We start from the raw sequence: 26712 nt of genomic DNA, 5'->3' as shown, positions 1-26712 counted from the left end.
GTTCAAGGACAGGCAAGCAGGGACAAGCAGCCACGGCGTGTGGCTACAAATGCTTGTAAACGTCCTGAAGGGTCAAACCTTTGGCGATCATCATGACCTGCAGGTGGTAGAACAGCTGGGAAATCTCCTCGGCCGCGGCCTCATCCGATTCATACTCGGCGGCCATCCACACCTCGGCGGCTTCCTCAACCACTTTCTTGCCGATACCGTGAATGCCGGATTCAAGTTCGGCGACGGTACGGGAGCCGGCGGGCCGCGCTGCGGCTTTCTCACTCAGCTCATCAAAAAGGGATTCGAAGGTCTTCACGGACACCAGCTTACTGGGTGGGGGCCGGGTTCACTGAGTCGGCGATTCCGTGTGTCCAGCATATGAACTCGCAAGTGGTGGGCCTCGGCGGGCTCGACCACCGGTGGTCGAGCCCGCCGAGACCTGCTTACACGCCCAGGTTGGCGAGGGTCATTGCGGTGGCCAGGGCCGCCGTCGTGGCCTCGTGGCCCTTGTCCTCGGATGAGCCGGGCAGGCCGGCCCGGTCCAGGCCCTGCTGTTCGGTGTCGCAGGTCAGCACGCCGAAGCCGACCGGGACGCCGGTGCGGACGCTGACGTCGGTCAGGCCCATGGTGGCGGCCTCGCAGACGTACTCGAAGTGGGGGGTGCCGCCGCGGATCACCACGCCGAGGGCGACGACGGCGTCGAAGCTGGGGGCCAGGCGGGCCGCGGCGACGGTCAGTTCAAAACTGCCGGGGACGCGGATGACCGTGGGGTTCTCGATTCCGGCGTCGGCCGCGCCGCGCAGCGCACCGGCCAGCAATCCGTCCATGATCTCGGTGTGCCAGCTGGCGGCGATGATGGCCAGTTTCAGCCCTGCCGTGCGGGTCTTGTCGTCGCCGGTAAATCCGATCGTGGGTGCTCCGTGGCCGCTCATGCTGTGGGTCCTTCCGGTTGGTGGTTGGGTGTTGCGGTGTTGACTTCTGCGCTTACTTCAAGGGAGTGGTGCATCCGGTCCCGCTTGGTTTGCAGGTAGCGGAGGTTTTCGGCGCGGGCCGGGACCTCGGTGGCGACCGTCTCGGTGACGGTGATGCCGTGCCGGGAAAGGTCGGCCGATTTCAGCGGGTTGTTGCTGAGCAGCCGGATGTGTTCGAGGCCGAGGGCGTGCAGGATCCCGGCGGCGGCCGCGTAGTCGCGGCTGTCCACGGGCAGGCCCAGCTGTTCGTTGGCCTCCACGGTGTCGGCGCCCGCCTCCTGGAGGCTGTAGGCGCGCATCTTGTTCGCCAGCCCGATCCCCCGGCCTTCATGTCCGCGCAGGTAGATCAGCGTGCCGCCGTCGCGGTGGATCATCTCCAGCGCGAACGCGAGCTGTTCGCCGCAGTCGCAGCGGTAGGAGCCGAAGACGTCGCCCGTGAGGCATTCCGAGTGCAGGCGCACCAGTGGGCCGGCGGCTATTTCGGCATCGGCGCCACCGGCGTCCGCGCTCAGGCTCAGGTGTTCGGCCCGGTGGCCGAATCGATCCAGGCCTGGGCCCGGAACGTGCCGTACGGTGTGGGCAAGGTCACGACGGGCCCGCCCGTAACAATTGCGTCGTTTCTTGCCGCGGGTGCGGGCGCCTTACTCATGGCCGGCCCCCGCCGCGGGTGCCGCGCCCACTTCGGAGGGGGCGGCGTCGAGGTGCGCCACGAGGTCGGCGATGGAGATCAGCACCAGCCCGTGGGCGTCGGCAAAGTCGCGCAGGCCGGCGAGCCGGACCATTTGGCCGGCGTCGTCGACCACTTCGGCGATGATGCCCACGGGCTCGCAGCCCGCCAGCCGGCACAGTTCCACGGACGCCTCGGTGTGGCCGGGCCGTTGCCGCACTCCCCCGGCGACGGCGCGCAGCGGGAACATGTGGCCGGGCCGGGTGACGGCCGTGGGCAGCGACGCGGGATCGGCCAGGACCGTGGCGGTCAGGGACCTGTCGGTGGCGCTGATGCCGGTGGAGACCCCGTGGGCGGCGTCGCAGCTGACCGTGTAGGCGGTGCCCTTGGCGTCCTCGTTGTTAGCCACCATGGGCGGAAGCTGGAGGGCGTCGGCGCGGCTGTCCTCCATGGGCACGCAGATGACGCCGGAGCTGTGCCGGATGGTCCAGCCCATGAGCTCCGGGGTGCTGTGTTGGGCGGCAAAGATGATGTCGCCCTCGTTTTCCCGGTTCTCGTCGTCGACGACCAGGACGGCCTCGCCGCGAGCAATGGCCGCTATGGCGGTGGCCACGGGATCGAGCAGGGTTTCGGGGTTGGTGGTGGCGCTCATGCGAGTTCCCCTTCCGGTACGGCCGTGGAGGATGTGGCGGCGGGGACGGCGAATTGGAGCAGCCGCTCGGCGTATTTGGCAAGCACGTCGACCTCGAGGTTGACCTGCCCGCCGGCGGGCTTCTCGCCCAGGCCGGTGGCCGTCAGGGTGACGGGGATGAGCCCCACCTCGAACCATTGCTGCGGCTCGCTGGGCGCGCTGACTGCCGTGACGGTCAGGGAGACGCCGTCGACGGCAATGGAGCCCTTTTCCGCAATGTAGCGGGAGAGCCGGTTGGGGACGGAGAAGCGCAGCCGGTCCCAGTTGCCCTGGTTTTCGCGTTCGAGCAGTTCGCCGACGCCGTCCACGTGGCCCTGGACCACGTGGCCGTCGAGGCGTCCGCCGGCGGGAACACAGCGTTCCAAGTTGACGGCTGCGCCGGGCTGCAGCGAGCCCGTGGTGGTCCGCTGGAGGGTTTCGCCCATGACGTCGACCTCCACGGTGCCGCCGTCGAGCCTTGTGGCCGTGAGGCAGACGCCGTTGACGGCGATCGAACCGCCCAGGCCGAGTCCTTCGGTGAGCGTGCCGTCGCCCGTGGACAGCACCAGGGTGGCGCTGTCGGTTCCGGGGGCGTGGTCGATGCGCTCGACGGTGCCGCGGCCTTCGATGATTCCGGTAAACATGTCTTAGTGTCCTTCCGCAGGAAGCTGCTCGGTGTCCGGCGTCCTTGCCGGCATGAGGGTGAGTTTGAGGTCCGGGCCCAGCCGTTCGACGGGTCCGGTGGTGGTGGCGTCCCATTCCCATTGCTGGGCCTGGGCGAGGGTGCCGATGCCGAGGTCGTTCAGCGCGGGGGTGCCGGAGCCGAGCAGCGTGGGCGCCAGGTAGACGATGAGTTCGTCGACGAGTCCGGCGGCCAGGAACGCGGCGCTGATCTTGGAGCCGCCCTCGATCATGAGGTGGCCGACGCCGCGCTGGTGCAGTTCCGCCAGGACGACGGCGGGATCGTGGGTGTGCAGCTGCACGAAGCCCGGGCCGCCCTGGTGGCGCACGGCGGCGTCCCCGGCGACCTCGCGCAATCCCATGACCACGCGCAGCGGCTGGTGGTCGGCCTCGGTGCCGTCGGCCGCCCGGGCCGTCAGCCGGGGGTTGTCGGCGATCACGGTGCCGGTTCCGACGACGATCGCGTCGGCCCGGGCCCGAATGTTGTGCGAGTCCTGGCGGGATTGCACCGAGGTGATCCACTGGCTGCTGCCGTCGGCGGCGGCGATCCGGCTGTCCACGGTCTGGGCCAGCCGCGCCGTCACGAACGGCCGGCCTTCCCGGACCGCGGCAAACCACTGCCGGTTCAAATCGGCGGCGCCGGCCCCCATGAGGCCGGAGCGGACGTTGATGCCTTCGCGGCGCAACCGGGCCGCGCCCCCGGCGGCCGGCACGTGCGGATCGGCCACGGCGTAGATCAGGTTCCCGATGCCGGCGTCGAGGATGGCCTGCGTGCACGGACCCGTCAGGCCCTGGTGGTTGCACGGCTCCAGGGTGACGATGATCGTGGCGGCGGAGAGGTCGCGCCGCTTGCCCTGCAACAACGCGTTGATGGCATCGGCCTCGGCGTGCGGGGTGCCCGCGCCCCGGTGCCGGCCAATGGCGAGCACGGTTCCGTCGGCGTCGAGGATGACGGCGCCCACCAGCGGGTTGGAGCCGCGGACACCCTGCCGGGCGGCGGCCAGGGCCGTTTCCATGCCGACGATCTCCGCGTTGCTGAATTCGGTGGTGTCCACGCTGCGATCCATTCCGGCGTTCATGAAAGCGCCCCGTTCCGGTTGTTGGTGCCCACCGTGATGTCGGGGAACGTTGTCTCCACCCTCACGGCGTCGGCCTGGTGGCGCACCCGCCACCAGACAAAGAATCCAGCCAGGGTGAAGGCGCCGTAGAAAATGTACATGAAAGCGGACGCGAAATAGCCTGCGCTGAACAGCAGCGGCACGCCCACGATGTCCACCGCCACCCAGATCAGCCAGAATTCAACCCATCCCTTGGCCATGCCGTAGGTGGCCAGCAGGGAGCCCATGAAGATCCAGGCGTCGGCCCAGACCGGCTCGTAGGAGCCAAGGGCCCGGAAGATCGGGGTCAGCACCGCGGTGCCGGCCACCATGGCCACCACCAGCAGCAGCCGGGCTTTGGCGCCGGCCCAGCGGGGGGCGACGGCCGCACTTGCGGATGCGCCGGCGTCGTCCACGGCGCCCTTGCGGCCCTGTTGCCAGCGGTACCAGCCGTAGACGGAGACCGCGATGAACATGATTTGGCGCCCCGCCTGGCCCAGCAGGTTCGCGTAGACGGGCGAGCCGAAGACGGAGCCCATGAAGACCGTGAAGAGGAGCGCGTTGCCGACGATGCCGACGGGCCAGGCCCAGATTTTACGGCGCATGCCGCCGAGGGCGCTGGCGAGCCCAAAAAGATTGCCTATGACTTCTCGCCAAAGCAGGAAGCCGCCACCGGCGAATTCAAGCTTGGCGTCAAAGAGCCACCGCAGAAAGTCCATCGTTACCTATACCCTTTCGAACCGCGATGGCTCCGGGGGTAACGTACAGCTTTGGCGCCCGGAGGGGTTGGCGCGGCCACAGACAATGGCGCTGCCACACCCCTGACCTGGCGGCCAAGACTGTTCGTGCTTCTCCCATCCAGACTTTAACTGTCGGTTCCGGAATTTCACCAGATCAACCATGCGCCGCCTCATTGTTGCCAAGAGGCTGCGCACGGGTCGCGGACTATAACCGCCGGTTCGGAATTACACCGACCCCGGAGCACGTAGACGCCCGCAAGTGCGGACATCCCTTACATTATGGCACCTTGACGGTGCCGTTCATTCATTCTTTACGTTCCGTGCAACCGGCGCGGGGACGGTTTCATTCCCGCGCCGCCTGCACCGCGAATATCTAGTTCCGGCCGAACGCGAGCTGGCCCTTTGCGCGGAGGTTTTCGATGGCTTCCTCGGGTGAGGCCTTCCCGTAGACGGCGGAGCCGGCCACGAAGACGTTGGCGCCGGCCTCCGCGGCCCGGGAAATGGTCTCCTCCGTGATGCCGCCGTCGACCTGGATCGCCACATTCACCCCGGAGCCCTCGATCGCGGCCCGGGCCCGGCGGATCTTGGGCAACGTCACATCCAGGAACGACTGCCCGCCAAAACCGGGCTCCACCGTCATGATCAACAACATGTCCAGTTCGCTCAGCATGTCCAGGTACGGTTCCACCGGGGTCGCCGGACGCAACGCCATCCCCGCCTTCGCCCCCCGGGCCCGCAACTCCCGGGCCAGCTTGATCGGCGCATTGGACGCCTCCACATGGAACGTCACCGACGCCAACCCCGCATCGGCATAGGCCGGCGCCCACCGGTCAACCTCGGCAATCATCAGGTGCGCATCCAACGGCACCGGACTGACCGCCTGCAACCGCTCCACCACCGGCAAACCAATGGTCAGATTCGACACGAAATGGTTGTCCATGACATCCACATGCACGGCATCGGCGTTGGCGATCCGGGCCAGCTCCGCCTCAAGATTCACAAAATCAGCGGACAGGATACTGGGATTGATACAGCACTTCAGGGGTGTTGCAGACATGGGCGGGCCTTTCTAGCGTTTGCGGATCAGCGCCAGGAACATGGCGTCGGTCTGGTGCAGGTGCGGCCACAGCTGGGCCGTCATGCGGTTGGTCGGCTGGGTGGAGTCCGGGTTGCCGGCACCGAGGTTGCGGGAGAGGCTGACGTCGTCCAGCGCCGCGCCGGCATCGAGCAGTTCCAGGTCGTCGCGGTTGCGCATGGCATCCTCGACGACGGCGATGGTCTCGGCCGCGTGCGGCGAACACGTCACATAGGCCACGACGCCGCCGGGCTTGACGGCGGACAGCGCGGAGTTGAGCAGTTCACGCTGCAGCGGGCCCAGCTCGGAGACGTCGGAGAGCTTGCGGCGCCAGCGCGATTCCGGCCGGCGGCGCAGCGCGCCCAGGCCGGTGCAGGGGGCGTCCACGAGGATCCTGTCAAAGGACGCCGGGTGGTCAACGCCCACGTCACGGCCGTCGCCGGTGCGCACCGTCCAGGTGTCCTCGGGGACGGCGGACATGGCCTGGGCGACGAGCTTGGCCCGGTGCGGGGTGGGCTCGTTGGCCAGGATCCAGGCACCCTTTTCCGCGGCGAGGGCCGCCAGCAGGGCCGCCTTGCCGCCGGGGCCGGCGCACAGGTCAAGCCAGCGCTCCTCGCCGTCGGCCAGTTCGCTCTTCACTTCGGCCGCGGCCAGGGCACGGGCCACCAGCTGGGAGCCGACGTCCTGGACGCGCACCGTGCCTTCGCGGACGCCGGCCAGCCGGCCCAGGTCGCCACCGGAGGACAATGCCGAGTCGATGACAAGGTCGCCGGGGGTGAATCCGGCGTCGTACGCCTCGGAGAGGTCACCCAGGCCGGGCAGGGCCACCAGGTTCACCACGGGGGCGGCGTTGTCGGCCTCCAGGAGTGCGGTAATCTCGCTGACGTCACGGCCGTGGGCCACGAGGGCCTGGCGCAGGGCGCGGACAATCCACTCGGGGTGGGAGTGTTCCAGGGAGGCGATTTTGACGTCGTCGTCCAGGCCGGCGGTCAATTCCGCCACCCATTCGGACAATTCCTTGGCGGCCACCTTGCGCAGCACGGCGTTGATGAGTGCCGACGGGCCGGCACCGATGACGGCGCGAGCCAGGCCCACGGTCTGGTCCAGGGCCGCATGGGCCGGGACCCGCATGGCGAGCAGCTGGTGGACGCCCAGGCGCAGGGCGTCCAGGATGGCCGGGTCCAACTCAGTCAGCGGGCGGTCCACGCAGCGGGCCAGGATGGCGTCGTAGGTACCCTGCGCGCGCAGTGCCCCGTAGGCCAGTTCCGTGGCGAAGCCGGCGTCGCGGCGGTCCAGCCGGTGGTTGCGGATACGGGCCGGCAACACCAGGTTGGCGTAGGCGTCGTCGCCGGAGACGGCACGGAGCACCTCAAAGGCCACCAGCCGGGCGGGGTCGGCGGCGCGGGTGCGCGCTGCGGGCGCGGCGGCGGTGCGGTTGCGACCGGTGCTGCGGTTGCGCTCCCGGCCGGCGTCGTCACGGCGTCGGACGCCGCCGCCTTGGTTGCTGGTCATTCAAACACCACATCTTCCTTGTTTGCCAGGCCTCGGGCCCAGTCGGTTGCCTGCATAAGTTTTTTGCCGGACGGCTGCACCATGACCAGTTCGACGGCGTGCGATCCGGTGCCGACCAGCACGGACTTCGCCTCAATGCGCAGTTGTGCCGGTCCTAGATCGGTGATGTCGGGGCGCAGCGCCACGGGGCCGAGCTTGAAGCGCTGGCCGGCCAGCATGGTCCAGGCGCCGGGCTCGGTGGTGACCCCGCGGACCCGGCGGTCGATGGCCAGGGCGGGGTCGGCCCACCGCACGTGGCCGTCCTCCAGGGTCAGTTTGGGTGCCAGGGAGATCTCGCCGCGCTGCGGCACACCGGCCAGGCGGCCCGCGCCGATTCCGTCAAGGATTTGGGCGAGCAGCACGGCTCCGCTGTGCGAGAGCCGCTCCAACAGTTCGGTGCTGGTATCCGACGGCCGGACCGACTCCGTCATGGTGCCGTACACGGGCCCAGTATCGAGCCCCTTTTCCAGCTGGAACGCGGAGGCGCCGGTCACCGCGTCGCCGTTGATGACGGCATGCTGGACCGGGGCAGCCCCGCGCCACGCCGGCAGGAGGGAGAAGTGCAGATTGATCCAACCGTGGGTCGGAATCGACAGCGCCTTTTCGGGCACCAGGGCGCCATAGGCGACGATCGCGGCAATGTCGGGTGCGGCCGCGGCAATGGCTTCGGCTGCTGCGGCGTCCACTTTGTCGGCCTTGATGACGGGCAGGCCCAGCTCCTCGGCGCGTGCCGCGACGGGTGACGGCGTGAGGACGCGTTTGCGGCCCAGCGGCGCATCCGGGCGGGTCAGGACGGCGACGATTTCGTGGCCGGCCGCCAGCAGCGCCTCAAGGGAGGGCAGGGCGACGGCGGGCGTGCCGGCAAAAAGCACCCTCATTGGGCGGCTCCGGCACCAAAGGCGGAGCCCACGGTGCGGGCGCGTTTGGTCACGGTTTCGACCGTCACGTCATGGTAGTTGGCCGTGCGGATGGCGCGCAGGGCGGTCTTGCGGTCGTCACCGTCGAGCCTGTCGACGTAAAGCTTCCCGTTGAGGTGGTCGGTTTCGTGCTGGAAGCACTTGGCGAGCAGGCCCGTGGCCTCCAGGTCGAGGGGGTTGCCTTCCTTGTCCACGCCGGTCAGGCGGACCCAGCGGTGCCGGCGGACGCTGAAGCCCAGCCCGGGCACGGACAGGCAGCCCTCGGGCTCGTCGGGCTGGAAATCGTCGCTGGCTGCGATCACGGGGTTGATCACGTGTCCGGACTCCCCGTCCACGGAATACGTGAAGATCCGCTTGTTCACGCCGATCTGGGGTGCCGCCAGGCCGGCGCCGCGGACGTCTTCCATGGTCTCGGCCATGTCATCGATCAACTTGGCCAGCTCCGGGCCAAACTCGGTCACCTCCTCCGCCGTGGTGCGCAGGACGGGGTCGCCAATGATGCGAATGCTCAGGATGGCCATGGTGGGCACCTCACTTTGATAATGGTTGCGTTCCAGGCGCGGAGCGGAACTTGCGTAGGAAGTAAGTCTAGTTGGCGTTTGTCAGCCGGCGGGAGGAGCGATCGGCAGCAAGGGGGCCCCGGCCGCCGCCGCATCCTGCGTTGTCTGCCATACGCGGCGCAGGGAAGCGAACTTGAACCAGTGTTCCTTGAGCACGGCCGGGTTGGCGCGCAACGTGCGGACCTCCGTCTCACCGATGGCAACGCCGAGCAGGATGGGATCCTGCCCGTACTTCCAGGCCTCCCACGTACCGGCGGCCTCATCCACAATGGATTCCTCGGCCTTCATGCCGGCCACCAGCTGCATGACCACCTTCGCGTCGAGGCTCTTGACCTGGCCGTTCCTGTCGGTGCCCTTGGTCTTGTAGTCGATGATGCACAGCTTCCCGCCGATGGTCGCCACCAGGTCAAGGGTGCCGGCGTAGCCAACGGATTCGTTCCACACCGTGATCTCCGGTGCCAGCGGCTGGACCTTGTACTCCTCCCACCAGGCATCAAAGCGGTCGGCGAACTTTTCCTCACCGCGTCCGGCCAGGGCATCGCGAGCTTCCTCCACCAGGTGGGGCCGGTCAAGGACCCGCAGCGCCACCTGCTCGCAGTAGTGGTGCACCCGGTCCCCGCGGGCGGCCGCGGCGTCGCGGTATTGTTCCGCCGCGTTGGAGCTGTCGCGGACCACGGTGCGCAGCTGGCCGGGATTGCCGACGGCGGAGGCCAGATCCGGGTGTTTGGAGACGGCGGTGGCAGCCATGTAACCGATCCAGCCGTCGAGGCTGGTGGCCTGTTGGCCAATGACGGTGGTGATGGAGGGAACCTTGGGCGGATCCGTCAGGGAACGGGCGTACATGCGCCCCAGATCTGTGCTGTGTGCCAATGCCGGTGAACTCATGGTTCCACTATTTCATTACCCGCCGACACCGCACAGCCGCCGGCGGCGTCCATGTGGATAACCGCCACGATGGAGGGCGGAGGCGGGCACGTGCGGCGTCCGGGCATACAAAAAAGCCCTCCCGACCAGCATTTCTGCCGTCCGGAAGGGCTCCTTTAATATGTGGGCGATACTGGGTTCGAACCAGTGACCTCTCCGGTGTGAACGGAACGCGCTACCACTGCGCCAATCGCCCAAATCATGTTCAAAGACCCGCGGGCGGATCAACGATCATTCCTTGGTGCGCTCAAAACAATAGCCCAAACTTTTCCATGTTCATAATCGACCCCAATTCGGCGCAGGCGCACCCCATTGCTCCAACGACAGTCACCCGCCCCAGGCAACGCACGGTCAGGGGCGCAACGAAAGCAGTGCCGGCCGGACGCCACCGCAAGCAACTCCGTGAACGATGCCGGAAATCCACGGAAGACCCCACAAAAGGGCCCGAATGTGACGAGGGCCTCACAAGTACTTTTTGGCAAAAGTGGTCAAAACGGGCCAAAACGGCCCCGGAATCACATGGCTGTAATTCGAAGCCACGGCCCAAAAACCCCGCCAATTCAAGGATTTTCGCCGCCGGTACCAAGCCGGGCACGCCGCACCCGAGCCTCGATTTGGTGTTTGGGAAAAAGCTCGGGTAATGTTTTCACCGCAGCAACACGGACTACCGAAGCGGAAACGCAAACGGTAGGAAAATGTAGCTCATGCGGTTGTAGCTCAGCTGGTAGAGCACCACCTTGCCAAGGTGGATGTCGCGAGTTCGAATCTCGTCAACCGCTCGCATGACACCGTTCAGTTTTCACGGTGGGGTGGCCGAGAGGCGAGGCAACGGCCTGCAAAGCCGTGTACACGGGTTCGAATCCCGTTCCCACCTCCATTTGGCTGAACCAAGTGATTTTGCTGTATAGTACAGCGGGATGCATTTGGGCGATTGGCGCAGCGGTAGCGCGCTTCCCTGACACGGAAGAGGTCACTGGTTCGATCCCAGTATCGCCCACGGATGGACTTGTCCATCTAGCTGATGAAAGTCAGCGAAAGTAGTAGGAAATGCGGTTGTAGCTCAGCTGGTAGAGCACCACCTTGCCAAGGTGGATGTCGCGAGTTCGAATCTCGTCAACCGCTCGGATGCATGTTATGGAACTGCCGGAATCCCTTCATGGATTCCGGCAGTTCTATATCAATTTCCAGCCCAGATGGGCGATTGGCGCAGCGGTAGCGCGCTTCCCTGACACGGAAGAGGTCACTGGTTCGATCCCAGTATCGCCCACCACACAAAAAGGCACCCCTCACGGGGTGCCTTTTGCTTTAACTTCCTTCATTTGGCCCAAGCCTTGGAAGCCGCCTCCTCGCCGCCCGGTTGCTCGGCGGCCCAACCGGCCAGGAGGCGCAGGCGTTCCTGCGATGGCGACCCCGGTTCCGCCGCGTAGATGAGGAAGGACAAGTCGGGTTCGGTGGTCAGCTCGAGTCCCTCATAGGCCAAGGTGAGGTCGCCGACGATCGCGTGGTGGAAATTCTTGACCCCGGTACCGTGCCGACGCACATTGTGGGCACCCCACCGCGTCCTAAAATCATCGCTGCGGGTGGACAGTTCCCCGATGAGGTCCGCAAGTCCCTTGTCGTACGGGTTGCGTCCGGCCTCGGTGCGGAGGATGGCAACCGAGACATCCGCGGCCCCGTCCCAGTCGGGGTAGAAGATCTGGGACCGTTCCAGGTCGAGGAAGTTGAACCGGGCAAGGTTTCCGAGGCCGGGAGCCGCGAACACATCCTCGTAGAACGCCCTGCCCAGGGCATTGGTGGCCAGGATGTCCATGCGGCCGTTGCGTACAAAGGCCGGCCCGGCGGTGATGGTATCCAGGGCCAGTTGCAGGCCCCGCCGAATGGGCGCGTGCTTTTTGGCGGCCCGCCGCTGGAGTTTGGGGCCCGGGGACGCGGCGGCACGGGCGAGATCGCCCAGGTGCGCCCGCTCGGCGTCATCGAGTTGGAGCGCACCGGCAATGGCTTCCAGGACTCCGGCCGACGCCCCCGCGATATTGCCGCGCTCCAGCTTGGCGTAGTACTCCACGCTGAGGTCGGCCAGCATCGCGACCTCGGCCCGGCGCAATCCGGCGACCCGCCGGTGGCTGCCGCCGGAGGGAAGTCCCGCCTGTTCGGGACTGATGCGTGCCCGCCGCGATGTCAGGAATTCGCGAACCTCCGATTGATTCTCCACTCCTCAACGGTAAGCGCCAACGCAGCCGGAAGGGGTGCCCTGACAGTACACGTCTCATCAGGGACTCCCCCGCCCATGGGAAACAGCGTTGACTGGAGGAATCGAGACAAACCGGACACCTCAAGCAAGGGAGACACCCGTGACGGACAACGCAGGCAATAAATGGACCGGAGGCCGGCAAGCGTTTGGCGATTTCGCACCAGCTCTGGTCCACTACACCGATGAAGTGCTTTTTGATGAAGTCTGGGAACGCCCCGAACTCTCCAAGCGCGATCGCAGCCTGGTCACCGTGAGCGCACTCGTCGCAGGTGGCAATACCGAGCAACTTTCCTTCCATTTCTCCTTCGCCCGGGACAACGGCGTGACCGAGAACGAATTGATCGAAGCGATCACCCATCTGGCCTTCTACACAGGATGGCCGAAGGCCATGTCCGCCATGACCGTGGCAAAACGCGTGTTCTCCCCTACCCGGCAAGACACCTAGAAGAAGGGACCACCGCGATGCACACACGAACCCTCGGACAGGGCCTGCACGTCTCAGCGATCGGGCTCGGCTGCATGGGCATGTCCCAAAGTTATGGCCCCAACCCGGGCGACCGCCGAGCCATGATCGGCGTCCTGCGCGGCGCCGTCGAGGCTGGCATCACCTTCTTCGACACCGCGGAGGTGTACGGCCCCTTCGTCAACGAGGAGCTTGTGGGCGAAGCGCTCCGCCCTGTTCGTGAGGAGGTGGTGATCGCAACCAAGTTCGGCTGGGACATCCGCAACGGCACATCGCTCGGTCTGGACAGCTCACCGGCCCGCATCAAGACGGTCGCCGAGGAATCCCTCCGGCGCCTGGGCGTCGACTCAATCGACCTCTTCTACCAGCACCGGGTCGATCCCAACGTCCCCATTGAAGAGGTGGCCGGAGCCGTCGGCGAACTCGTCCAGGCCGGCAAGGTGCGCCACTTTGGCCTGTCCGAAGCGGCGGCCGGGACCATCCGCAAGGCACACGCCGTCTTTCCCGTCACCGCCGTCCAGAGCGAATACTCGCTGTGGACGCGGGACCCCGAACGGGAGGTGCTGCCCACCCTGGCCGAGCTGGGGATCGGGTTCGTCCCCTTCAGTCCCCTCGGCAAGGGATTCCTCACCGGAACCGTCAACCCGACCACCGCGTTCACGGACGGCGACATCCGGGCCACCATTCCACGCTTCACTTCCGAAAACCGTGCGGCCAACCAGGCGCTCGTGGACCATGTGGCCCGGCTCGCGGCGGCGAAGAACGCAACCTCCGGGCAAATCGCCCTGGCCTGGCTCCTGGCCCAACAACCGTGGATCGCCCCCATCCCCGGTACCCGGCGACGCTCCCGCGTGGAGGAGAATGCCGCGGCAACCTCCGTGCCGCTCTCGGCCGACGAGCTCGCCGACCTCAACACGATCGCGAACCGGATCGGCGTCTTCGGCGACCGGTACAACGAGGCCCAGATGGGATTCGTCGGCCGCTGATCCGGCACGGCGACGATCCACCCACGGACACACCACCTCACGAAGAAACGAGCACATCGCCATCATGAGCAAGGTCATTTTCATCACCGGGGCAGGGCGCGGGCTCGGCCCCGCCATCGCCCGACAGGCGCTCGACGCCGGCCACCGGGTCATTGCCACCGGCCGCCGGCCCGGGAAGATCAGCGAGCTGCTGGGCGAGAGTGGGAACCTCCTGGTCGCCGCCCTGGACATCACCAACCCCGACGACGCCGAAACCGTCACGGCCGCCGCGGTGGCCAAATTCGGGAGGATCGACGTGCTCGTCAACAACGCCTCCACGTTCCAGGCCGGCTTCTTCGAGGAAATCTCGCCGGAGGCCATGCGCCGGCAACTTGAGACGAACTTGTTTGGCCCGATGAACGTCACCCGCGCCGTCCTGCCTCAAATGCGCCGGCAACGATCCGGCCATGTCCTCACCATCTCCTCGACGGCGGGGATGATCGGCCAGGAGTTCTGCGCGGCCTATGCGAGCAGCAAGTTCGGTGTTGAAGGGTGGATGGAATCCCTCCGCTTCGACCTGGAACCGTTCGGCATCACGACCACGATCGTCGAACCCGGATTCTTCCGCACCGAACTCCTCGAGGAGGCCTCGACCACCTGGGCCGACACCTCCATTGCGGACTACGCCGCCCGCACCTCCGAGACCAAGGCCGGCTGGCAGTCGATGAACGGACGGCAGGCCGGCGATCCGGCCAAGCTGGCGAAGGCACTGATCCAGGTCATTGGACTGGACGAGCCGCCGTTGCGGTTCGTCGCCGGCGCCGATGCCATCCCGGCCATCATCGCCAAGGGCCGGGAGATCAGCCAACAGGCCGAAGACTCCCGCGCACTCGGCTTTGACCTCAATTTCAACAACTAGGGAGACCCCTCATGGAATTCACCACCACAGTCCCGACAGGCAAGGGACCGGCAGCACAGTTCACCGGCGACGTCTGGTACGACGTCATATACTCCGGCAAGGAACCCTCCAGAACGCGCACGAACATGGTCCGCTTCGCCCCCGGCGCCCACACCTTCTGGCACCACCACGTCCTGGGACAAACCCTGCACGTTGTTGCCGGAATTGCCCTGGTCGGTACCCGTGACGGTGTGGTCTTCGAGGCCCACCCCGGCGACACCGTAACGTGCCCTCCCGGTGAGGAACACTGGCACGGCGCCGCCGAGGACCGGTTCATGGAACACCTCGCCATCTGGGAAAGCGATGGCACCGGTGCACCGGAAACCACCTGGCTCGAAGAGGTCGCCGACGAACACTACGGTGCTCCGCGAACCCGCCGGTAACCCGGCAAAAGAGCCGAGTACGACGCCGGGACCTTCCCTTAGTGCGCGAGCTTGAGTCCCACGATGCAGGAGACCAAGCCCAGCAGCAGCAATACCTTCACCACGGAGACGGCCTCGGATCCGGTGGCCATCGCGTAGCCGACGGTGAGGGCGGCGCCAATCCCCACCCAGACGGCGTAGGAGGTTCCCGTGGGCAGCGTGCGCATGGCCCAGGCCAGTCCGGCCATGCTGGCGATGATCGCCACTGCGAAGGTGATGGTGGGGGCCAGCTTGCTGAAACCCTCGCTCTTGCCGAGGGCGGTGGCCCACACGGCTTCAAGCATTCCCGAGATAATTAAGACGATCCATGCCATGACAATTCCTCCATGGCGCCGTCTTGTCGCTGGCCGGGTACGGCGCACCTCGTCCGGGTGCCTAGCGGCTCATTCCATATTCGCACGCACGAATGTCCCGGCAAAATTCCTTTCGGCCCATTGACAACTTCAGAGCGCCGATTAGGCTGGAAGAAGTTGGGGCGCCAATAGCCCCCGAGCGAAGGGAGGTGCCTGTTGTCTATTTTTGACGATATCAAGGGCAAGGCCGAGGGACTTATCAGCGGCAAGGAAGACGCGATCAAGGACGGCATTGAGAAGGCCGGCGACTTTGTCGACGGCAAGACCGGTGACAAGTTCAAGGATCAAGTCGACGGCGTCCAGAAGGCAGCATCCGACTTTGTCGATGGTGCCGGGAACAAGTAGGCTCGCCCTTCGCCCTTAGATTATGGCGTCAATAGGGGCGTCGGTACCGTCGAGAGACGGAACCGACGCTTCTTGGCATTTAACGGCTTAAGCGACAGGCGCCGGCACTGCCGCGGCCTCCTGGGCCTCGCGGGCCAGTGCGGTCAGGCGGGACACGGCACGGAAGTACTTCTTCTGGTAGCCGCCGGTCATCATCTCCGGGGTGAACAGCTGATCCAGCGGGGCGCCGCTGGCCAGGATCGGCACGTCCTTGTCGTACAGGCGGTCGGCCAGCACCACGAAGCGCAGCGCCACGGATTGTTCGGTGATGGTGTGCACGTCGCGCCACACCACGGCGTCGACCCCGTCCAGCAACTGCCGGTAACGGGAGGGATGGACCCCGGCAAGGTGGTCCACGAGGGTGGCAAAGTCGTCCACGGCAACGGTCTTCTCACCGAACTCGCGGCGCATGGCGGCGTCGAGGTCGCTGTTGGCCAACGGCTGGGGCGGGGTGGGCAGTCCGCGGTGGCGGAAGTCCTCGCCGTCGATGTGCAGGATCTCGAACTGGTCCGCCAGCACCTGGATTTCCCGTTGGAAGTCGACGGCGGCAAAGCGGCCGTCACCCAGGGCGCCGGGCAGGGTGTTGGACGTGGCTGCGAGCTTCACGCCGGCGTCGGCCAGTTCACGCATGAGCCGGGACATCAGCACGGTGTCCCCCGGATCATCGAGCTCAAACTCGTCGATGCACACCAGCTTGTAGCTGCTCAAGGCCTCCACGGTCTTGCGGAACGACAACGCGCCCACCAAGTTCGTGTACTCCACAAAGGTGCCGATGGCCTTGGGCCCCTCCACCTGGTGCCACAGCGAGGACAGCAGGTGGGTCTTGCCCACGCCAAAGCCGCCGTCGAGGTAGATCCCGGCCCGCGAGTCCGTCTTCTTTGCCTTGCCGCCAAAGAACTTGCGCAGCCCCGACGCCGGTTTGCCGGCCACCGTGCTCCCGAACTCCGACAAAACCCGCACGGCCTCGGCCTGGGACGGTTGGGACGGGTCCGGACGGTAGCTGGCAAAGGACACCTCGCCAAAGCGCGGCGACGGGACGAAGCCTTTTAGCAGTTCCTCCACCGACACGGCCGGGCGGCGGGTGGAAAGTTGCTCTACGTGTACCAAGGACCTTGTCCATTCATCTGGGGAAAACAATAAAGTGTTGCGGCGGCCCAATATGGCCCTTGGCAAGTTTACCCACTCGGATATTGCCTTACGTTAACGTGCGGAAGTATTCGGCCCGCCGGATGGTTAGTGTAGATGGAAGAGGACCCGGCGCTGCGTCCTTTCGCCGCGCCACCACACCGAGTAAAAAAGGGACACCATGACTGTTGCAGTTGAAAGCAATGAGAAGTTTTCCGCCTACGCCCACCCGGAGCGGCTGGTTTCCACCGAGTGGCTTGCCGCCGCACTGGCCGGCGGGGCCAACGGCGGCCTGGTGGTGGTGGAATCCGATGAGGACGTGCTGCTCTATGAGACCGGGCATATCCCCGGCGCCGTCAAGATCGACTGGCACACCGACCTGAACGACGACGTCACCCGGGACTACATTGACGGCGCCGCTTTTGCCAAGCTCGCCGCCGCGAAGGGCATCTCCCGCGACACGACGATCGTGGTCTACGGCGACAAGTCCAACTGGTGGGCCGCGTACGCCCTGTGGGTGTTCACCTTGTTCGGCCACGAGGACGTCCGCCTGCTCGACGGCGGCCGCGACAAGTGGATCGCCGAGGGCCGCGAACTGACGACCGACGCCACCGACGTGACGCCGTCCGCCGGCTACCCGGTGGTGGAGCGCAACGACGCCCCCATCCGCGCCTACAAGGAAGACGTCCTGGCACGTTTGGGCAGCAACCCGCTGATCGACGTCCGCTCCCCCGAGGAATACTCCGGCGAACGCACGCACATGCCCGCCTACCCCCAGGAAGGCACGTTGCGCGGCGGCCACATCCCCACGGCCGCGTCCATCCCGTGGGCCCGCGCGGCCGCCGAGGACGGCACCTACCGCAGCCGCGAGGAACTCGAAGCCCTGTACCTGGGCGAAGCCGGGCTCAAGGCCGGCGACGACGTGGTGGCCTACTGCCGGATCGGCGAGCGTTCCAGCCACACCTGGTTCGCACTGAAGTACCTGCTCGGCTTTGACACGGTGCGCAACTACGACGGCTCCTGGACCGAATGGGGCAACGCCGTGCGCGTCCCGATCGTCAAGGGCACCGAACGCGGCGAATGGCCCGGAAACAACTAAGCGATTCACCGCCCGAGCCAAAAGAAACGTACGCTTTAGTTGATGACTACTTCACAAGCACTCCCGCCGGCGTTGGCGGAGATCGTCAATGATTTCCAGGAACTTGAGGAGCGTGAGCGGCTCACGCTCCTGCTGGAATTCTCACGGTCCCTGCCGGCGCTGCCGGAACGTTTAACGTCCCACCCCGAATTGCTCGAACAGGTGGTGGAATGCCAGTCGCCGCTGTTCCTGACCGTTGAATCGGAAATGACCGACCACGGCGAGGTCATTCGGTTGTTCTTCCAGGCACCCCCCGAGGCGCCCACGACCCGCGGCTTCGCCTCGGTCCTTTTTGAGGGGCTCGACGGGCTGACGGCGGAGGAGATCCTGGCCGTGCCCGACGACATGCCCGAGCAGCTGGGCCTGACGCGGGCCATCTCGCCGTTGCGCATGCGCGGGATGTCGGCCATGCTGGGCCGCGTGAAGCGCAAGATCGCCGGCGGCGTCCGCCCGGCAGCCTGACCGGCGCGCCGGAATCGTTTCATGGCAAAGAAGAAGGCACCCGCCCATGCGGGCACCCCTGCCACCGTGGCCCTGACCGCGGCCGGCGTGCCGTTCACGGCGCACGCCTACACCCACGACCCCGCCGCCGCCAGCTACGGCATGGAGGCGGCGGAGGTTTTGGGGGTGGCGCCCGGGCGGGTGTTCAAGACGTTGATGGCCGACGTCGACGGCACCCTCGCGGCCGCCGTCGTGCCCGTCAACGGGACCCTGGACCTGAAGGCCCTGGCCCACGCCCTGGGAAGGAAGAAGGCCGCCATGGCCGATCCCGCCCTGGCGCAACGGCGCACGGGCTATGTGCTCGGCGGCATCTCACCGCTGGGCCAGCGCCAGGCCTCCCCCACCGTGCTGGACGAGTCCGCCCTGGGTTTTGACAGCATCTACGTGTCCGGCGGACGCCGCGGCTTCGACGTGGAGCTGGCCCCAGCGGACCTGATCGCACTGACCAGCGCGATGACGGCGCCGATCGGCAACCCCGGCAACTAGCAACCGGCAGCTAGTCCCGCGGCAGGCCGTAGCGGCCCAGCCGCGGACGCAGCCAGGACTCCACGACGTTCTCCCAGCGTGCCGAGTCGAGGTTCCATTCCTTGGTGTGCCGGGCCTTGCTGAACGGCTCGAAGGTGACCATCTCGGGATTGAGTTTTGCCAATTTCGCGGTGGGCCCGTAGGGGACGAAGTCGTCGTCGATGCTGTGCAGCACCAGGGTGGGCGTGCGCAGCTCCACGGCCCGGGTCACCCAGTCCATGCTCTTGAGGTTGACGGGGGCGGCCAGGCCCGTGATGCGCCGGCCCAGCCGGTGGCTGAGCATGAGCTGGCCGTAGCGGCCAATGTAATCCGGGATCCTGTTCAGCTGCGCCTGGTGCGCCAACACGTTGACCCAGCTGATGACGGGCGCGTCAAGCACCATGGCCAGGATGTGCCGGCGGCTGCGGGAAAGATCGGCCGCCTGCAGGCAGATGGCCCCGCCCATCGAGAAGCCAAACAACACCACGTCCTTCGCTCCGCGGGCCACGGCGTAATCGATCGCGACCTCCACGTCCTGCCATTCGGTCACGCCCAGGCCGTAGCGTCCGTCCGCGGCCGCGGGAGCGTCGCCGTCGTTCCGGTAGGAGATCAGGAGCGAATTCATGCCCAGTCGCTGGGCGGCGGCCACGGCCCGCAGGCCCTCGGCCCGGGTGGCGCCGCGGCCGTGCACCATGATGGCCCAGGTGGGCAGGGCATGGGGCGCCGGCACCAGCCAGGCCGGTGCGGGGCCGTCGGGCAGCTCCAGGATGACGTCCTCGGAGTCGAGGCCCATCTCGGACGGGTGCGCGTAGATGCTCCCGGACCACCAGCCTGCCGTGGCCGTGCGCAAGTCCCCGCCCACCACGTCCAGCACCTCCCGGGTGACGCTTCCCTCGCGGGGAACATAGGAGACGATGTCCCCGATCACGGCGTGGGCGCGGGCGTTGTCGAAGTAGATCGCGTAGCGGCCCTCCACGATGGTGTCCGGGGTCGCCTCGAGGACCACCTGCAGATTGGGTCCGTTGGGGATCACGGCGAGGATCGCGACGTCGTCTATCCGGGCCTTTTCCGGCGTGACCACACGCCGGGCAAAGTAGGCGGCCAGTGCGGAGGTCGCCGTGACTACCGTGAATGCGGCGGCGCCGGCGGCACCGGCACCCAGCAGGCCCCACTTGAGCCAGGTGTTGGAGGAGTGCGCCGAAGATGCCATAGGACCATTCTGCCCACCCGCCGGGGGCGCGTCGAGCGGCGCACCGGGGCTGCGGCGTTTCTTTCGCCCCAACATGTGGCCATGGTGGCGGATTTGGCCGTGCGTGAGCCTATGCTGGTGCCATGAGCGACTCGATCATCATCCTGACGGAAGAACCCCTGAGCGCCGTCGACGCGGAGAACATCACCGATCTGTACGGCCCCGACGACGACGTGGAGCTGGTGCTGCTGGTACCCGCCGACACCAAAAGGCACCTGCTGGTGGACGTGATTGACCAGTTGACCATGCTCGACCTGCCCGGCGCGCTGCACGAATTCCGGGAGAAACCCGACACCGCAACGGTGCGCGCGGCCGCCCAGGAAACCCTTGACACCTCCCTCGCGGTCCTGGCCGCGGCGGGTGCCAAGGCCTCCGGCCGGGTTGCCGACGGCGACGCCGTCGCCTCCCTCGTCGCCCAGGTCACCGAGACCGGCGCCCGGCAGGCTGTGGTGGTCACCCGCCCGCATGCCGTGGCCGACACGTTCCGGCGGGATTGGGCCAACCAGGCCCAGCGCAAGCTGGGACTGCCCGTGCTGCATCTGTATGCCGGTTCGGGATTTATTGGCGACTCCTAAGCGTTGAGGACATTATGACTGCTTCCGAAAATCCATCCGTGGTGAAGACCGACGAGCAATGGCGGGCCGAGCTGACGCCCGATGAATACGCCGTGCTGCGCAAGGCCGGCACCGAACGCGCCTACACCGGCGAATACTGGGACTCCATGACGGAGGGCGTGTACGCCTGCCGCGCCTGCGGGGCCGAGCTGTTCACCTCCAAGGAAAAGTTCGCTTCCCACTGCGGGTGGCCTTCCTTCTTCGCGCCGCTGGCCGAAGGCACCGTGCGGTACCTGCACGACAACACGCTGGGCATGAAGCGGATCGAGGTGCGCTGCGCCGCCTGCGACTCGCACCTGGGCCACCTGTTCGAGGGCGAGGGCTACGACACCCCCACCGACCAGCGCTTTTGCATCAACTCCATCTCCCTGCGGCTCAAGGAAGCCGGGGAGTAACGGAAGGCGGCGCGCCGCAAGCATGGTCAATGCTGTGGCAGCGCCGCTTTTTCATGCCCCTGAGCACGCGGGTTGCTAATGCTTGGGAATATGGCACATTAGTTTTGCTGTTCCATTGCTACGCTCGAAAAAATGGTATTCGGCAGCAAAGGAAGACGCACATGACCAACACACTTGAGGCAACGGGCCCGCTCACCGGCATGGACGCAGCCGGCCTCGCCACCGACCCCGCATGGCTCTCCTTGAAGGCCGCGGCAACGGCGCTGCAGGGATTGCAGGTCAAGGATGGTTCCGTCCCCAATCCCGGGGACCATGGGCAGGCCCGTGAGCTGATCACTTCCATTACCGACGCCGTCGCGACCCTGGCCCCACACTTCCCGCACGACGCCGACTACCTGCGCCTGCTGATCGCCGACTTTGGCCGCTGGGCGGACTCCGGCCTGGGCGTGCCCGATTTCCTGGACTCCCTGCTCGCCTTCAACCCGCAGGAACACCGCGTCAACGGCCTGGGCCACCTGGTGGTGTTCCCCATGTACACCCAGAACGGTTCCACCTCCCGCTTCGTGGAGGCGGTGCTCGTGGAGGTCATCTGGCCCGAGTTCATTGGCGAACTCGAAGCCGGCAACTACTCCAACAAGCTTTTCGTGCCGCTGCGCTTCATCGACTTCACCCCCGGCTACGACAGCAACTCGGCCGTCCTGTTCCCGGAAAGCGTCGCCGTCCGTGAAACCCCCACCTTCACGTGGGGCGCCATCTTCCAGGACCGCGAAGCCGCCCGGTACCGCCGCGTGCTCCGTGCCGCCGCAGACGTCACCCGGCTGGAACTGCCCGCCGAGGCCGCCGAAATGCTCAACGACCAGGCGCTGACCCAGGAAACGTTCGTCATGTGGGACCTGATCCACGACCGCACGCACATGCGCGGGGACCTGCCCTTCGACCCGTTCATGATCAAGCAGCGCATGCCGTACTTCCTGTACTCGCTGGAGGAACTGCGCTGCGACCTGACCGCCTACCGCGAGTCCGTGGCCGTGGAACATGACGAATCCGCCTCCCCCGAGGCCCGCCGGCAGGCCAAGCTGGTCCAGTACGCCGTGATCTTCGACAGGATCTTCCGCTTCGCCATCACCGGCAGCCGGGTGCGCAACTACGACGGCCTGGGCGGGCAGCTGCTCTTTGCCTGGCTGCACCAGCACCACGTGCTGCACTGGACCGACACCAAGCTCACGATCGACTGGGCCGAGGTGCCCGACGTCGTGATCGCCCTGGGCCACGCCATCGAGGACCTGTACTGGCGCTCGATCGACCGGCCCAAGCTGGCACACTGGCTGGCCGCCTACGAGCTGGTCTCCGGCACCCTGACTCCCAACCCGGCCTCCACCTGGGCCAAGGGCCCGGACGCCCTGCCGCTCACGGCGCCGCTGCGCGAGATGACCGACCAGGTCATGGACGACGAATTCCCGCTGTCCATGTTCTACGAAGCCCTCTCCAAGAAGATGCAGGGCGTCATAGATTCAACCTCCGGAATCACCGGCGCCAGCGAAGCGTAAGAGGAGTACCTTGGAGTCCATGACCTCCACCTCCTTGTCCTCCGCACCCCTGGTCCTGATAGCCGGCGGCAGCAGTGCCGCCGGCGTCGCCGTGGCCGCCGCACTGGTGCAGGCCGGCCAGCGCGTGCTCACCGTGGGCTCCGACGCCGGCCGGATCCAGGCCGCGGCGGCGCCCACCGGGGCAACCCCCCTGGTGTGCGACCTCGCCGATCCCGACGCCGTCGCCGCCTTGGCGGACTCCGTGCACCGCGACTTTGGCCCCGTTGACGGCCTCATCCACCTGGTGGGCGGCTGGCGCGGCGGCAAGGACCTGGCAGCACAGTCGGACGCCGACTGGGACTTCCTGCACACTTCGGTGCTGACCACCCTGCGCAACACCAGCCGGGCGTTTTATGCCGACATTGCCGCCTCTCCCGCCGGGCGGCTCGCGATCGTCTCCTCGACGGCCGTGTCAGCCCCGACCCCCGGCAACGCCAACTACGTTGCCGTCAAGGCCGCCGCGGAGGCCTGGGTCCAGGCCATCGCCGCGGGGCTGGCATCTGCAGCCGGTGGCGAAACCGGGCCAGCCGCCGTCGTGCTCGCGGTGAAGGCCCTGGTAGATCCGGCCATGCGTGCCGCGTCCCCCGAACGCTCCTTTCCGGGTTTCACCGATGTCGCCGATTTGGGGCACACTGTGGTGGGGCTCTTTTCCACTCCCGCGAGTGCCCTCAACGGCTCGCGAATCGTACTCTCCTAGAAGGTTTTGCAGTGACTACTGACACGATTTCCACCTCCGCACGCCTGCACGACCCCGCCGTGCGCAGCTTCGCCTCGGATAACTACTCCGGCGTCCACCCGGAGGTGCTGGCAGCCCTGGCCGCCGCCAACGACGGCCACCAGGTGGCGTACGGCGAGGACGCCTACACCGCCCGCCTGCACGAGGTCATGTCCGAGCTGTTCGGCAAGAAGGTCGATGTTTTCCCCGTGTTCAACGGCACCGGCGCCAACGTCACGGCCCTGATGTCGCTGTTGCCGCGCTGGGGCGCCGTGGTCTGTGCCACCACGGCGCACATCAACTGCGACGAAAACGGCGCGCCGGAACGCGTGGGCGGCATGAAGCTGCTGTCCGTGCCGACCACCGACGGCAAACTGACCCCGGAGCTGATCGACAAGGAAGCCTGGGGCTTTGGCGACGAGCACCGCGCCCAGCCGCTGGCCGTCTCCATCACCCAGACCACCGAGCTGGGCACCTGCTACACGCCCGCCGAGGTCAAGGCGATCTGCGACCACGCCCACTCCCTCGGGATGAAGGTCCACATGGACGGTGCCCGGCTGGCCAACGCCGCCGCATCCCTGAACGTGCCCCTGCGCGAATTCACCTCCGACGCCGGCGTGGACGTGCTGTCCTTTGGCGGCACCAAGAACGGGATCATGTTCGGCGAAGCCATCGTGGCGCTGAACCCGGAGGCCGCCGACGGCCTGATCTACCTGCGCAAGATGAACATGCAGCTGGCCTCCAAGATGCGCTTCATCTCCGCCCAGCTGCTGGCCATGTTCGAGGACGATCTGTGGCTCAAGTCCGCCGGCCACGCCAACGCCATGGCCGCGAAACTGCGTGCCGCCGTCGACGAAATTCCCGGCGTCCGGGCCACCCAGCCCACCGAGTCCAACGGCGTGTTCGCGATCCTCCCCGAGGGGGTGGCCGACCGGCTGCGCACCGTGTTCCGCTTCTACGATTGGAACGAGGCCGCCCGCGAGGTGCGCTGGATGTGTTCCTTCGACACGACGGAGGCGGACATCGACGCTTTTGTCGCCGCGATCCGGGCCGAACTCGGCGCCTGAGCGGCGCGGCGCGCCTGCGGCGGAATGTGGCGTACACCCCATAATCTGCGATGGTGAGCTCACAACCGCAGCTTCCAGCTGACTTCCAGGCCGCCCTTGCCTCGCTTCGTGCCGCGCAAAAACGGACCGAATTGAAGCTTGAGGAGATCCCGGCACCGACCAGGCTGGCCCCGTACGGGGCCGCCCTGGGCGCCGAGGTGATTCTCGACGGCGAGGAACAGGCCACCGGACGCTTCATCCTGCTCCACGACCCCGACGGCTCCTCCCTGTGGGAGGGCACCTTCCGGATCGTCACTTACATCCGGGCCCAGCTGGAACCGGACATCGGCAACGACGCCCTGCTGGGCAATGTGGCGTGGGCGTGGCTTGTGGAGGCCCTGGATGAGCACGGCGCCGAGCACCGCTCCGCGGGCGGCACGGCCACCCGAATCCTGTCCGAAAGTTACGGAACCCTGGCCGCCCGCCCGGACGCCGTCGACATTGAGTTGCGGGCGTCCTGGACACCCGTGGGACCCTCCGTCCAGGCCCATCTTGAGGCATGGTCGCAGATGGTGTGCACCTTTGCCGGGCTGCCGCCGGTGCCCGACGGCGTGACGCTGCTGCCCCAGCGCCGCCGCCAGCCCTGACTCCCGCCGGACCCCCGACGCGTGGTCGACGCCAACCGGGGCCGGTTCGCTAGACTGGAGGCATCATGACCACGCCAGAAACCACCGCACACAGCCGCGCACGCAGTAAAAAGTCCACCGATTTGAAAATTCCCGGCCAAGCCAAGGGCGCCGCAGCCCTCATCACCACCCTCGACGACTCCCCCCTGACCCACGTGGTCATCGACGGCGTCCGCGTGGACCTCGAGGACCTGCCGACGCTCGTGGAACTGGACATGCCGCGCGAAGGCATCCCCGACGTCATCACCACCGAACCCGCACTCAAGCGCTGCGCCGCGGCCCTGGCCGCCGGCCACGGACCCGCCGGCGTGGACACCGAACGGGCCTCCGGCTTCCGCTACGGCCAGCGCGCCTTCCTGGTGCAGATCCGCCGCGAAGGCGCCGGCACCTGGCTGATCGACCCCGAGGCGTTCGAGGACCTGAAGATCATCGACGAGGCCCTGCGCGGGGTGGAATGGATCCTGCACGCCGCCAGCCAGGACCTACCCTGCCTGGCCGAGGTGGGCATGTGGCCGGATAAACTCTTTGACACCGAACTTGCCGCCCGCCTCGCCGGGCTTCCGCGCGTGGGCCTGGGCGCCGTCGTCGAATCGCTGCTGGGCTACCACCTGGCCAAGGAGCATTCGGCGGCCGACTGGTCCCGCCGGCCGCTGCCCGAACCGTGGCTGCGCTACGCCGCCCTGGACGTGGAGGTGCTGGCCGAGCTGGAAGAGGAGCTCGTGGCCCTGCTCGCCGCCGACGGGAAGCTCGACTACGCCGCCCAGGAATTCGCTCACCTGGTCGATTCCGGCGTGCCCGCACCCCGGGTGGACCCGTGGCGGCGTACCTCCGGCTCCCACGCGATCCGCAACCGCGTGCAGCTGGCAGCCGTCCGTGAACTTTGGCACACGCGGGACAAGCTGGCCCAGCACCGCGACATTGCCCCGAGCCGGCTGATCCCGGACTCGGCCATCATCGCCGCGGCAAAAGCCATGCCCACCACGGTTCCGGCCCTGTTGGGCCTGTCCGGATTCCACGGCCGGGCCGCCAAACGCGACGCCCCCAAGTGGCTCCATGCGCTGCAGACCGCCAAGAACAGCACCGACCTGCCGCCGTTGCAGGTGGCCAACAACGCCCCGCCGCCCCCGCGCATTTGGGCCGATCGCGACCCCGAGGCCGCCGCCCGCCTCGCCACGGTGCGGCCGCGGCTGGCGCAGCTCGCCGAGGACGTGAACATCCCGGCCGAGAACATCCTCACCCCCGACTTCCTGCGGCGGATCTGCTGGCGGCCGCCGTCGCCCATCACGGAGGAGACCGTGGCCGACGCCCTGGCCGGGCTCGGCGCCCGCCCCTGGCAGATCGAGATGACGGCGGCCCTGTTGACCGAGGCCATGGCGCATCCCGAGCCGCTGCCGCCCAAGGAGCCGCGGGCGCCCAAGGGCGACGACGGGGCGTAAGCCGCCGGCTACCTGCGGCGCGGGGCGCTGCGGCGTGTGGCCTTGAACTCTTTAGTTACTCACGAGTAACATGATGCACG

30 protein-coding genes, 6 tRNA genes, 1 pseudogene and 2 riboswitches are annotated in these 26712 nt (G+C 67.0%); of the genes and pseudogenes, 20 read left to right on the top strand and 17 right to left on the bottom strand.

Features of this window, described 5'->3' with window-relative positions; all coding sequences use genetic code 11:
- Positions 1 to 43: 43 nt before the first annotated feature.
- The 13 genes and pseudogenes from AL755_RS09110 to AL755_RS09050 form a co-directional block, all read right to left on the bottom strand.
- Positions 44 to 307 (bottom strand): phosphoribosyl-ATP diphosphatase, encoded by a 264-nt coding sequence (locus AL755_RS09110; RefSeq protein WP_054012966.1) that lies wholly within the window; start codon positions 305 to 307, stop codon positions 44 to 46.
- A 127-nt stretch (positions 308 to 434) separates the two neighbouring features.
- Positions 435 to 923, bottom strand: coding sequence for a 6,7-dimethyl-8-ribityllumazine synthase (gene ribH, locus AL755_RS09105; protein ID WP_054010734.1), 489 nt, complete (start codon positions 921 to 923; stop codon positions 435 to 437).
- Positions 920 to 1611 (bottom strand): annotated as a pseudogene (gene ribA / locus AL755_RS09100) (GTP cyclohydrolase II). Before ribA ends, ribH begins: the two are co-directional and overlap by 4 nt.
- On the bottom strand, positions 1604 to 2281 hold the full coding sequence (gene ribB / locus AL755_RS09095) for a 3,4-dihydroxy-2-butanone-4-phosphate synthase (RefSeq protein WP_054010733.1): 678 nt from the start codon (positions 2279 to 2281) through the stop codon (positions 1604 to 1606). Before ribB ends, ribA begins: the two are co-directional and overlap by 8 nt.
- On the bottom strand, positions 2278 to 2943 hold the full coding sequence (locus AL755_RS09090; RefSeq protein ID WP_054010732.1) for a riboflavin synthase: 666 nt from the start codon (positions 2941 to 2943) through the stop codon (positions 2278 to 2280). Before AL755_RS09090 ends, ribB begins: the two co-directional genes overlap by 4 nt.
- A 3-nt stretch (positions 2944 to 2946) precedes the next feature.
- Entirely contained in the window at positions 2947 to 4047 is a 1101-nt protein-coding gene (gene ribD / locus AL755_RS09085) for a bifunctional diaminohydroxyphosphoribosylaminopyrimidine deaminase/5-amino-6-(5-phosphoribosylamino)uracil reductase RibD (protein WP_054010731.1), read from the bottom strand.
- Positions 4048 to 4055: 8 nt separating this feature from the next.
- Entirely contained in the window at positions 4056 to 4796 is a 741-nt protein-coding gene (gene pnuC, locus AL755_RS09080; protein WP_054010730.1) for a nicotinamide riboside transporter PnuC, read from the bottom strand.
- Positions 4797 to 4919: 123 nt separating this feature from the next.
- A riboswitch (FMN riboswitch) is annotated at positions 4920 to 5065 on the bottom strand.
- Positions 5066 to 5190: 125 nt separating this feature from the next.
- Positions 5191 to 5874 (bottom strand): ribulose-phosphate 3-epimerase, encoded by a 684-nt coding sequence (rpe, locus tag AL755_RS09075; RefSeq protein WP_054010729.1) that lies wholly within the window; start codon positions 5872 to 5874, stop codon positions 5191 to 5193.
- A 12-nt stretch (positions 5875 to 5886) separates the two neighbouring features.
- Positions 5887 to 7404: an RsmB/NOP family class I SAM-dependent RNA methyltransferase gene (locus AL755_RS09070; RefSeq protein ID WP_054010728.1), complete on the bottom strand. Its 1518-nt coding sequence runs from the start codon at positions 7402 to 7404 to the stop codon at positions 5887 to 5889.
- Positions 7401 to 8321, bottom strand: a complete 921-nt coding sequence (locus tag AL755_RS09065; protein WP_054010727.1) for a methionyl-tRNA formyltransferase — start codon at positions 8319 to 8321, stop codon at positions 7401 to 7403. Before AL755_RS09065 ends, AL755_RS09070 begins: the two co-directional genes overlap by 4 nt.
- Positions 8318 to 8881: a peptide deformylase gene (gene def / locus AL755_RS09060; RefSeq protein WP_054012965.1), complete on the bottom strand. Its 564-nt coding sequence runs from the start codon at positions 8879 to 8881 to the stop codon at positions 8318 to 8320. The genes AL755_RS09065 and def overlap by 4 nt, the downstream gene beginning before the upstream one ends.
- Positions 8882 to 8962: 81 nt before the next feature.
- Positions 8963 to 9805, bottom strand: a complete 843-nt coding sequence (locus AL755_RS09055) for a PD-(D/E)XK nuclease family protein (protein WP_054010726.1) — start codon at positions 9803 to 9805, stop codon at positions 8963 to 8965.
- Between the two features lie 163 nt (positions 9806 to 9968).
- A tRNA-Val gene (locus tag AL755_RS09050) sits at positions 9969 to 10040 on the bottom strand.
- 510 nt (positions 10041 to 10550) lie between these two features.
- Here AL755_RS09050 and AL755_RS09045 point away from each other — a divergent pair.
- The 5 genes from AL755_RS09045 (at position 10551) to AL755_RS09025 (ending at position 11114) form a co-directional block, all read left to right on the top strand.
- Positions 10551 to 10623, top strand: a tRNA-Gly gene (locus AL755_RS09045).
- A gap of 24 nt (positions 10624 to 10647) precedes the next feature.
- Positions 10648 to 10721 (top strand) — tRNA-Cys (locus tag AL755_RS09040).
- Between the two features lie 48 nt (positions 10722 to 10769).
- Positions 10770 to 10841, top strand: a tRNA-Val gene (locus AL755_RS09035).
- A 52-nt stretch (positions 10842 to 10893) separates the two neighbouring features.
- Positions 10894 to 10966 (top strand) — tRNA-Gly (locus AL755_RS09030).
- 73 nt (positions 10967 to 11039) lie between these two features.
- Positions 11040 to 11114 (top strand) — tRNA-Val (locus tag AL755_RS09025).
- Between the two features lie 45 nt (positions 11115 to 11159).
- On the opposite strand, the gene AL755_RS09020 is transcribed toward AL755_RS09025, so the two are convergent.
- Positions 11160 to 12053 carry a helix-turn-helix transcriptional regulator gene (locus AL755_RS09020; RefSeq protein ID WP_054010725.1) on the bottom strand — a complete coding sequence of 298 codons (894 nt, stop codon included), beginning with the start codon at positions 12051 to 12053 and terminating at the stop codon, positions 11160 to 11162.
- 139 nt (positions 12054 to 12192) lie between these two features.
- Here AL755_RS09020 and AL755_RS09015 point away from each other — a divergent pair, with 139 nt between their 5' ends.
- From AL755_RS09015 to AL755_RS09000, 4 genes are all read left to right on the top strand, one after another.
- The gene (locus AL755_RS09015) at positions 12193 to 12537 is read left to right on the top strand and encodes a carboxymuconolactone decarboxylase family protein (RefSeq protein ID WP_054010724.1); all 345 of its coding nucleotides are present in this window, start codon (positions 12193 to 12195) and stop codon (positions 12535 to 12537) included.
- Positions 12538 to 12554: 17 nt separating this feature from the next.
- Positions 12555 to 13541 carry an aldo/keto reductase gene (locus AL755_RS09010; protein WP_054010723.1) on the top strand — a complete coding sequence of 329 codons (987 nt, stop codon included), beginning with the start codon at positions 12555 to 12557 and terminating at the stop codon, positions 13539 to 13541.
- Positions 13542 to 13605: 64 nt separating this feature from the next.
- Positions 13606 to 14439, top strand: coding sequence for an SDR family NAD(P)-dependent oxidoreductase (locus AL755_RS09005; protein ID WP_054010722.1), 834 nt, complete (start codon positions 13606 to 13608; stop codon positions 14437 to 14439).
- An 11-nt stretch (positions 14440 to 14450) separates the two neighbouring features.
- Complete coding sequence (locus AL755_RS09000) at positions 14451 to 14861, top strand: (R)-mandelonitrile lyase (RefSeq protein ID WP_054010721.1); 411 nt, start codon at positions 14451 to 14453, stop codon at positions 14859 to 14861.
- Between the two features lie 38 nt (positions 14862 to 14899).
- On the opposite strand, the gene AL755_RS08995 is transcribed toward AL755_RS09000, so the two are convergent.
- Positions 14900 to 15214: a DMT family transporter gene (locus AL755_RS08995; RefSeq protein ID WP_054010720.1), complete on the bottom strand. Its 315-nt coding sequence runs from the start codon at positions 15212 to 15214 to the stop codon at positions 14900 to 14902.
- 12 nt (positions 15215 to 15226) lie between these two features.
- Positions 15227 to 15288: riboswitch (guanidine-III (ykkC-III) riboswitch) on the bottom strand.
- Positions 15289 to 15409: 121 nt separating this feature from the next.
- On the opposite strand from AL755_RS08995, the gene AL755_RS08990 reads away from it, so the two are divergent.
- A complete protein-coding gene (locus AL755_RS08990; protein ID WP_054010719.1) occupies positions 15410 to 15598 on the top strand; it encodes an antitoxin in 189 nt (62 codons plus the stop codon).
- A gap of 87 nt (positions 15599 to 15685) precedes the next feature.
- Here AL755_RS08990 and zapE read toward each other — a convergent pair whose 3' ends face one another.
- Positions 15686 to 16744, bottom strand: coding sequence for a cell division protein ZapE (gene zapE, locus AL755_RS08985; protein ID WP_054010718.1), 1059 nt, complete (start codon positions 16742 to 16744; stop codon positions 15686 to 15688).
- A gap of 199 nt (positions 16745 to 16943) precedes the next feature.
- Between zapE and AL755_RS08980 the strand changes: the two genes are divergently transcribed.
- The 3 genes from AL755_RS08980 to ybaK are packed head-to-tail and all read left to right on the top strand — an operon-like array spanning position 16944 to position 18887.
- Positions 16944 to 17861, top strand: a complete 918-nt coding sequence (locus AL755_RS08980; RefSeq protein WP_054010717.1) for a sulfurtransferase — start codon at positions 16944 to 16946, stop codon at positions 17859 to 17861.
- A 42-nt stretch (positions 17862 to 17903) separates the two neighbouring features.
- Positions 17904 to 18362, top strand: a complete 459-nt coding sequence (locus tag AL755_RS08975; RefSeq protein WP_054010716.1) for a SufE family protein — start codon at positions 17904 to 17906, stop codon at positions 18360 to 18362.
- Between the two features lie 21 nt (positions 18363 to 18383).
- Positions 18384 to 18887: a Cys-tRNA(Pro) deacylase gene (gene ybaK / locus AL755_RS08970; protein ID WP_054010715.1), complete on the top strand. Its 504-nt coding sequence runs from the start codon at positions 18384 to 18386 to the stop codon at positions 18885 to 18887.
- Positions 18888 to 18897: 10 nt separating this feature from the next.
- On the opposite strand, the gene AL755_RS08965 is transcribed toward ybaK, so the two are convergent.
- A complete protein-coding gene (locus AL755_RS08965; RefSeq protein ID WP_054010714.1) occupies positions 18898 to 20115 on the bottom strand; it encodes an alpha/beta hydrolase family protein in 1218 nt (405 codons plus the stop codon).
- A 122-nt stretch (positions 20116 to 20237) separates the two neighbouring features.
- On the opposite strand from AL755_RS08965, the gene AL755_RS08960 reads away from it, so the two are divergent.
- The 7 genes from AL755_RS08960 to AL755_RS08930 all read left to right on the top strand — a co-directional run bounded on the left by AL755_RS08960 (position 20238) and on the right by AL755_RS08930 (position 26632).
- Positions 20238 to 20729 carry a hypothetical protein gene (locus AL755_RS08960; RefSeq protein ID WP_054010713.1) on the top strand — a complete coding sequence of 164 codons (492 nt, stop codon included), beginning with the start codon at positions 20238 to 20240 and terminating at the stop codon, positions 20727 to 20729.
- A 14-nt stretch (positions 20730 to 20743) separates the two neighbouring features.
- A complete protein-coding gene (msrB, locus tag AL755_RS08955) occupies positions 20744 to 21163 on the top strand; it encodes a peptide-methionine (R)-S-oxide reductase MsrB (protein WP_054010712.1) in 420 nt (139 codons plus the stop codon).
- Between the two features lie 161 nt (positions 21164 to 21324).
- Complete coding sequence (locus AL755_RS08950; RefSeq protein ID WP_054010711.1) at positions 21325 to 22710, top strand: DUF6421 family protein; 1386 nt, start codon at positions 21325 to 21327, stop codon at positions 22708 to 22710.
- A gap of 19 nt (positions 22711 to 22729) precedes the next feature.
- The gene (locus AL755_RS08945; protein ID WP_054010710.1) at positions 22730 to 23446 is read left to right on the top strand and encodes an SDR family NAD(P)-dependent oxidoreductase; all 717 of its coding nucleotides are present in this window, start codon (positions 22730 to 22732) and stop codon (positions 23444 to 23446) included.
- A gap of 11 nt (positions 23447 to 23457) precedes the next feature.
- Positions 23458 to 24531 (top strand): threonine aldolase family protein, encoded by a 1074-nt coding sequence (locus tag AL755_RS08940; RefSeq protein ID WP_054010709.1) that lies wholly within the window; start codon positions 23458 to 23460, stop codon positions 24529 to 24531.
- A 50-nt stretch (positions 24532 to 24581) separates the two neighbouring features.
- Positions 24582 to 25157 carry a DUF3000 domain-containing protein gene (locus AL755_RS08935; protein WP_054010708.1) on the top strand — a complete coding sequence of 192 codons (576 nt, stop codon included), beginning with the start codon at positions 24582 to 24584 and terminating at the stop codon, positions 25155 to 25157.
- 65 nt (positions 25158 to 25222) lie between these two features.
- A complete protein-coding gene (locus AL755_RS08930) occupies positions 25223 to 26632 on the top strand; it encodes an HRDC domain-containing protein (protein WP_082369035.1) in 1410 nt (469 codons plus the stop codon).
- Positions 26633 to 26712: the final 80 nt, after the last annotated feature.

This window comes from Arthrobacter sp. ERGS1:01, from assembly GCF_001281315.1.
Lineage (GTDB): Bacteria > Actinomycetota > Actinomycetes > Actinomycetales > Micrococcaceae > Specibacter.
Note: the sequence above shows the minus strand (reverse complement) of the source record. Positions and strands in the feature narration are given on the sequence as shown.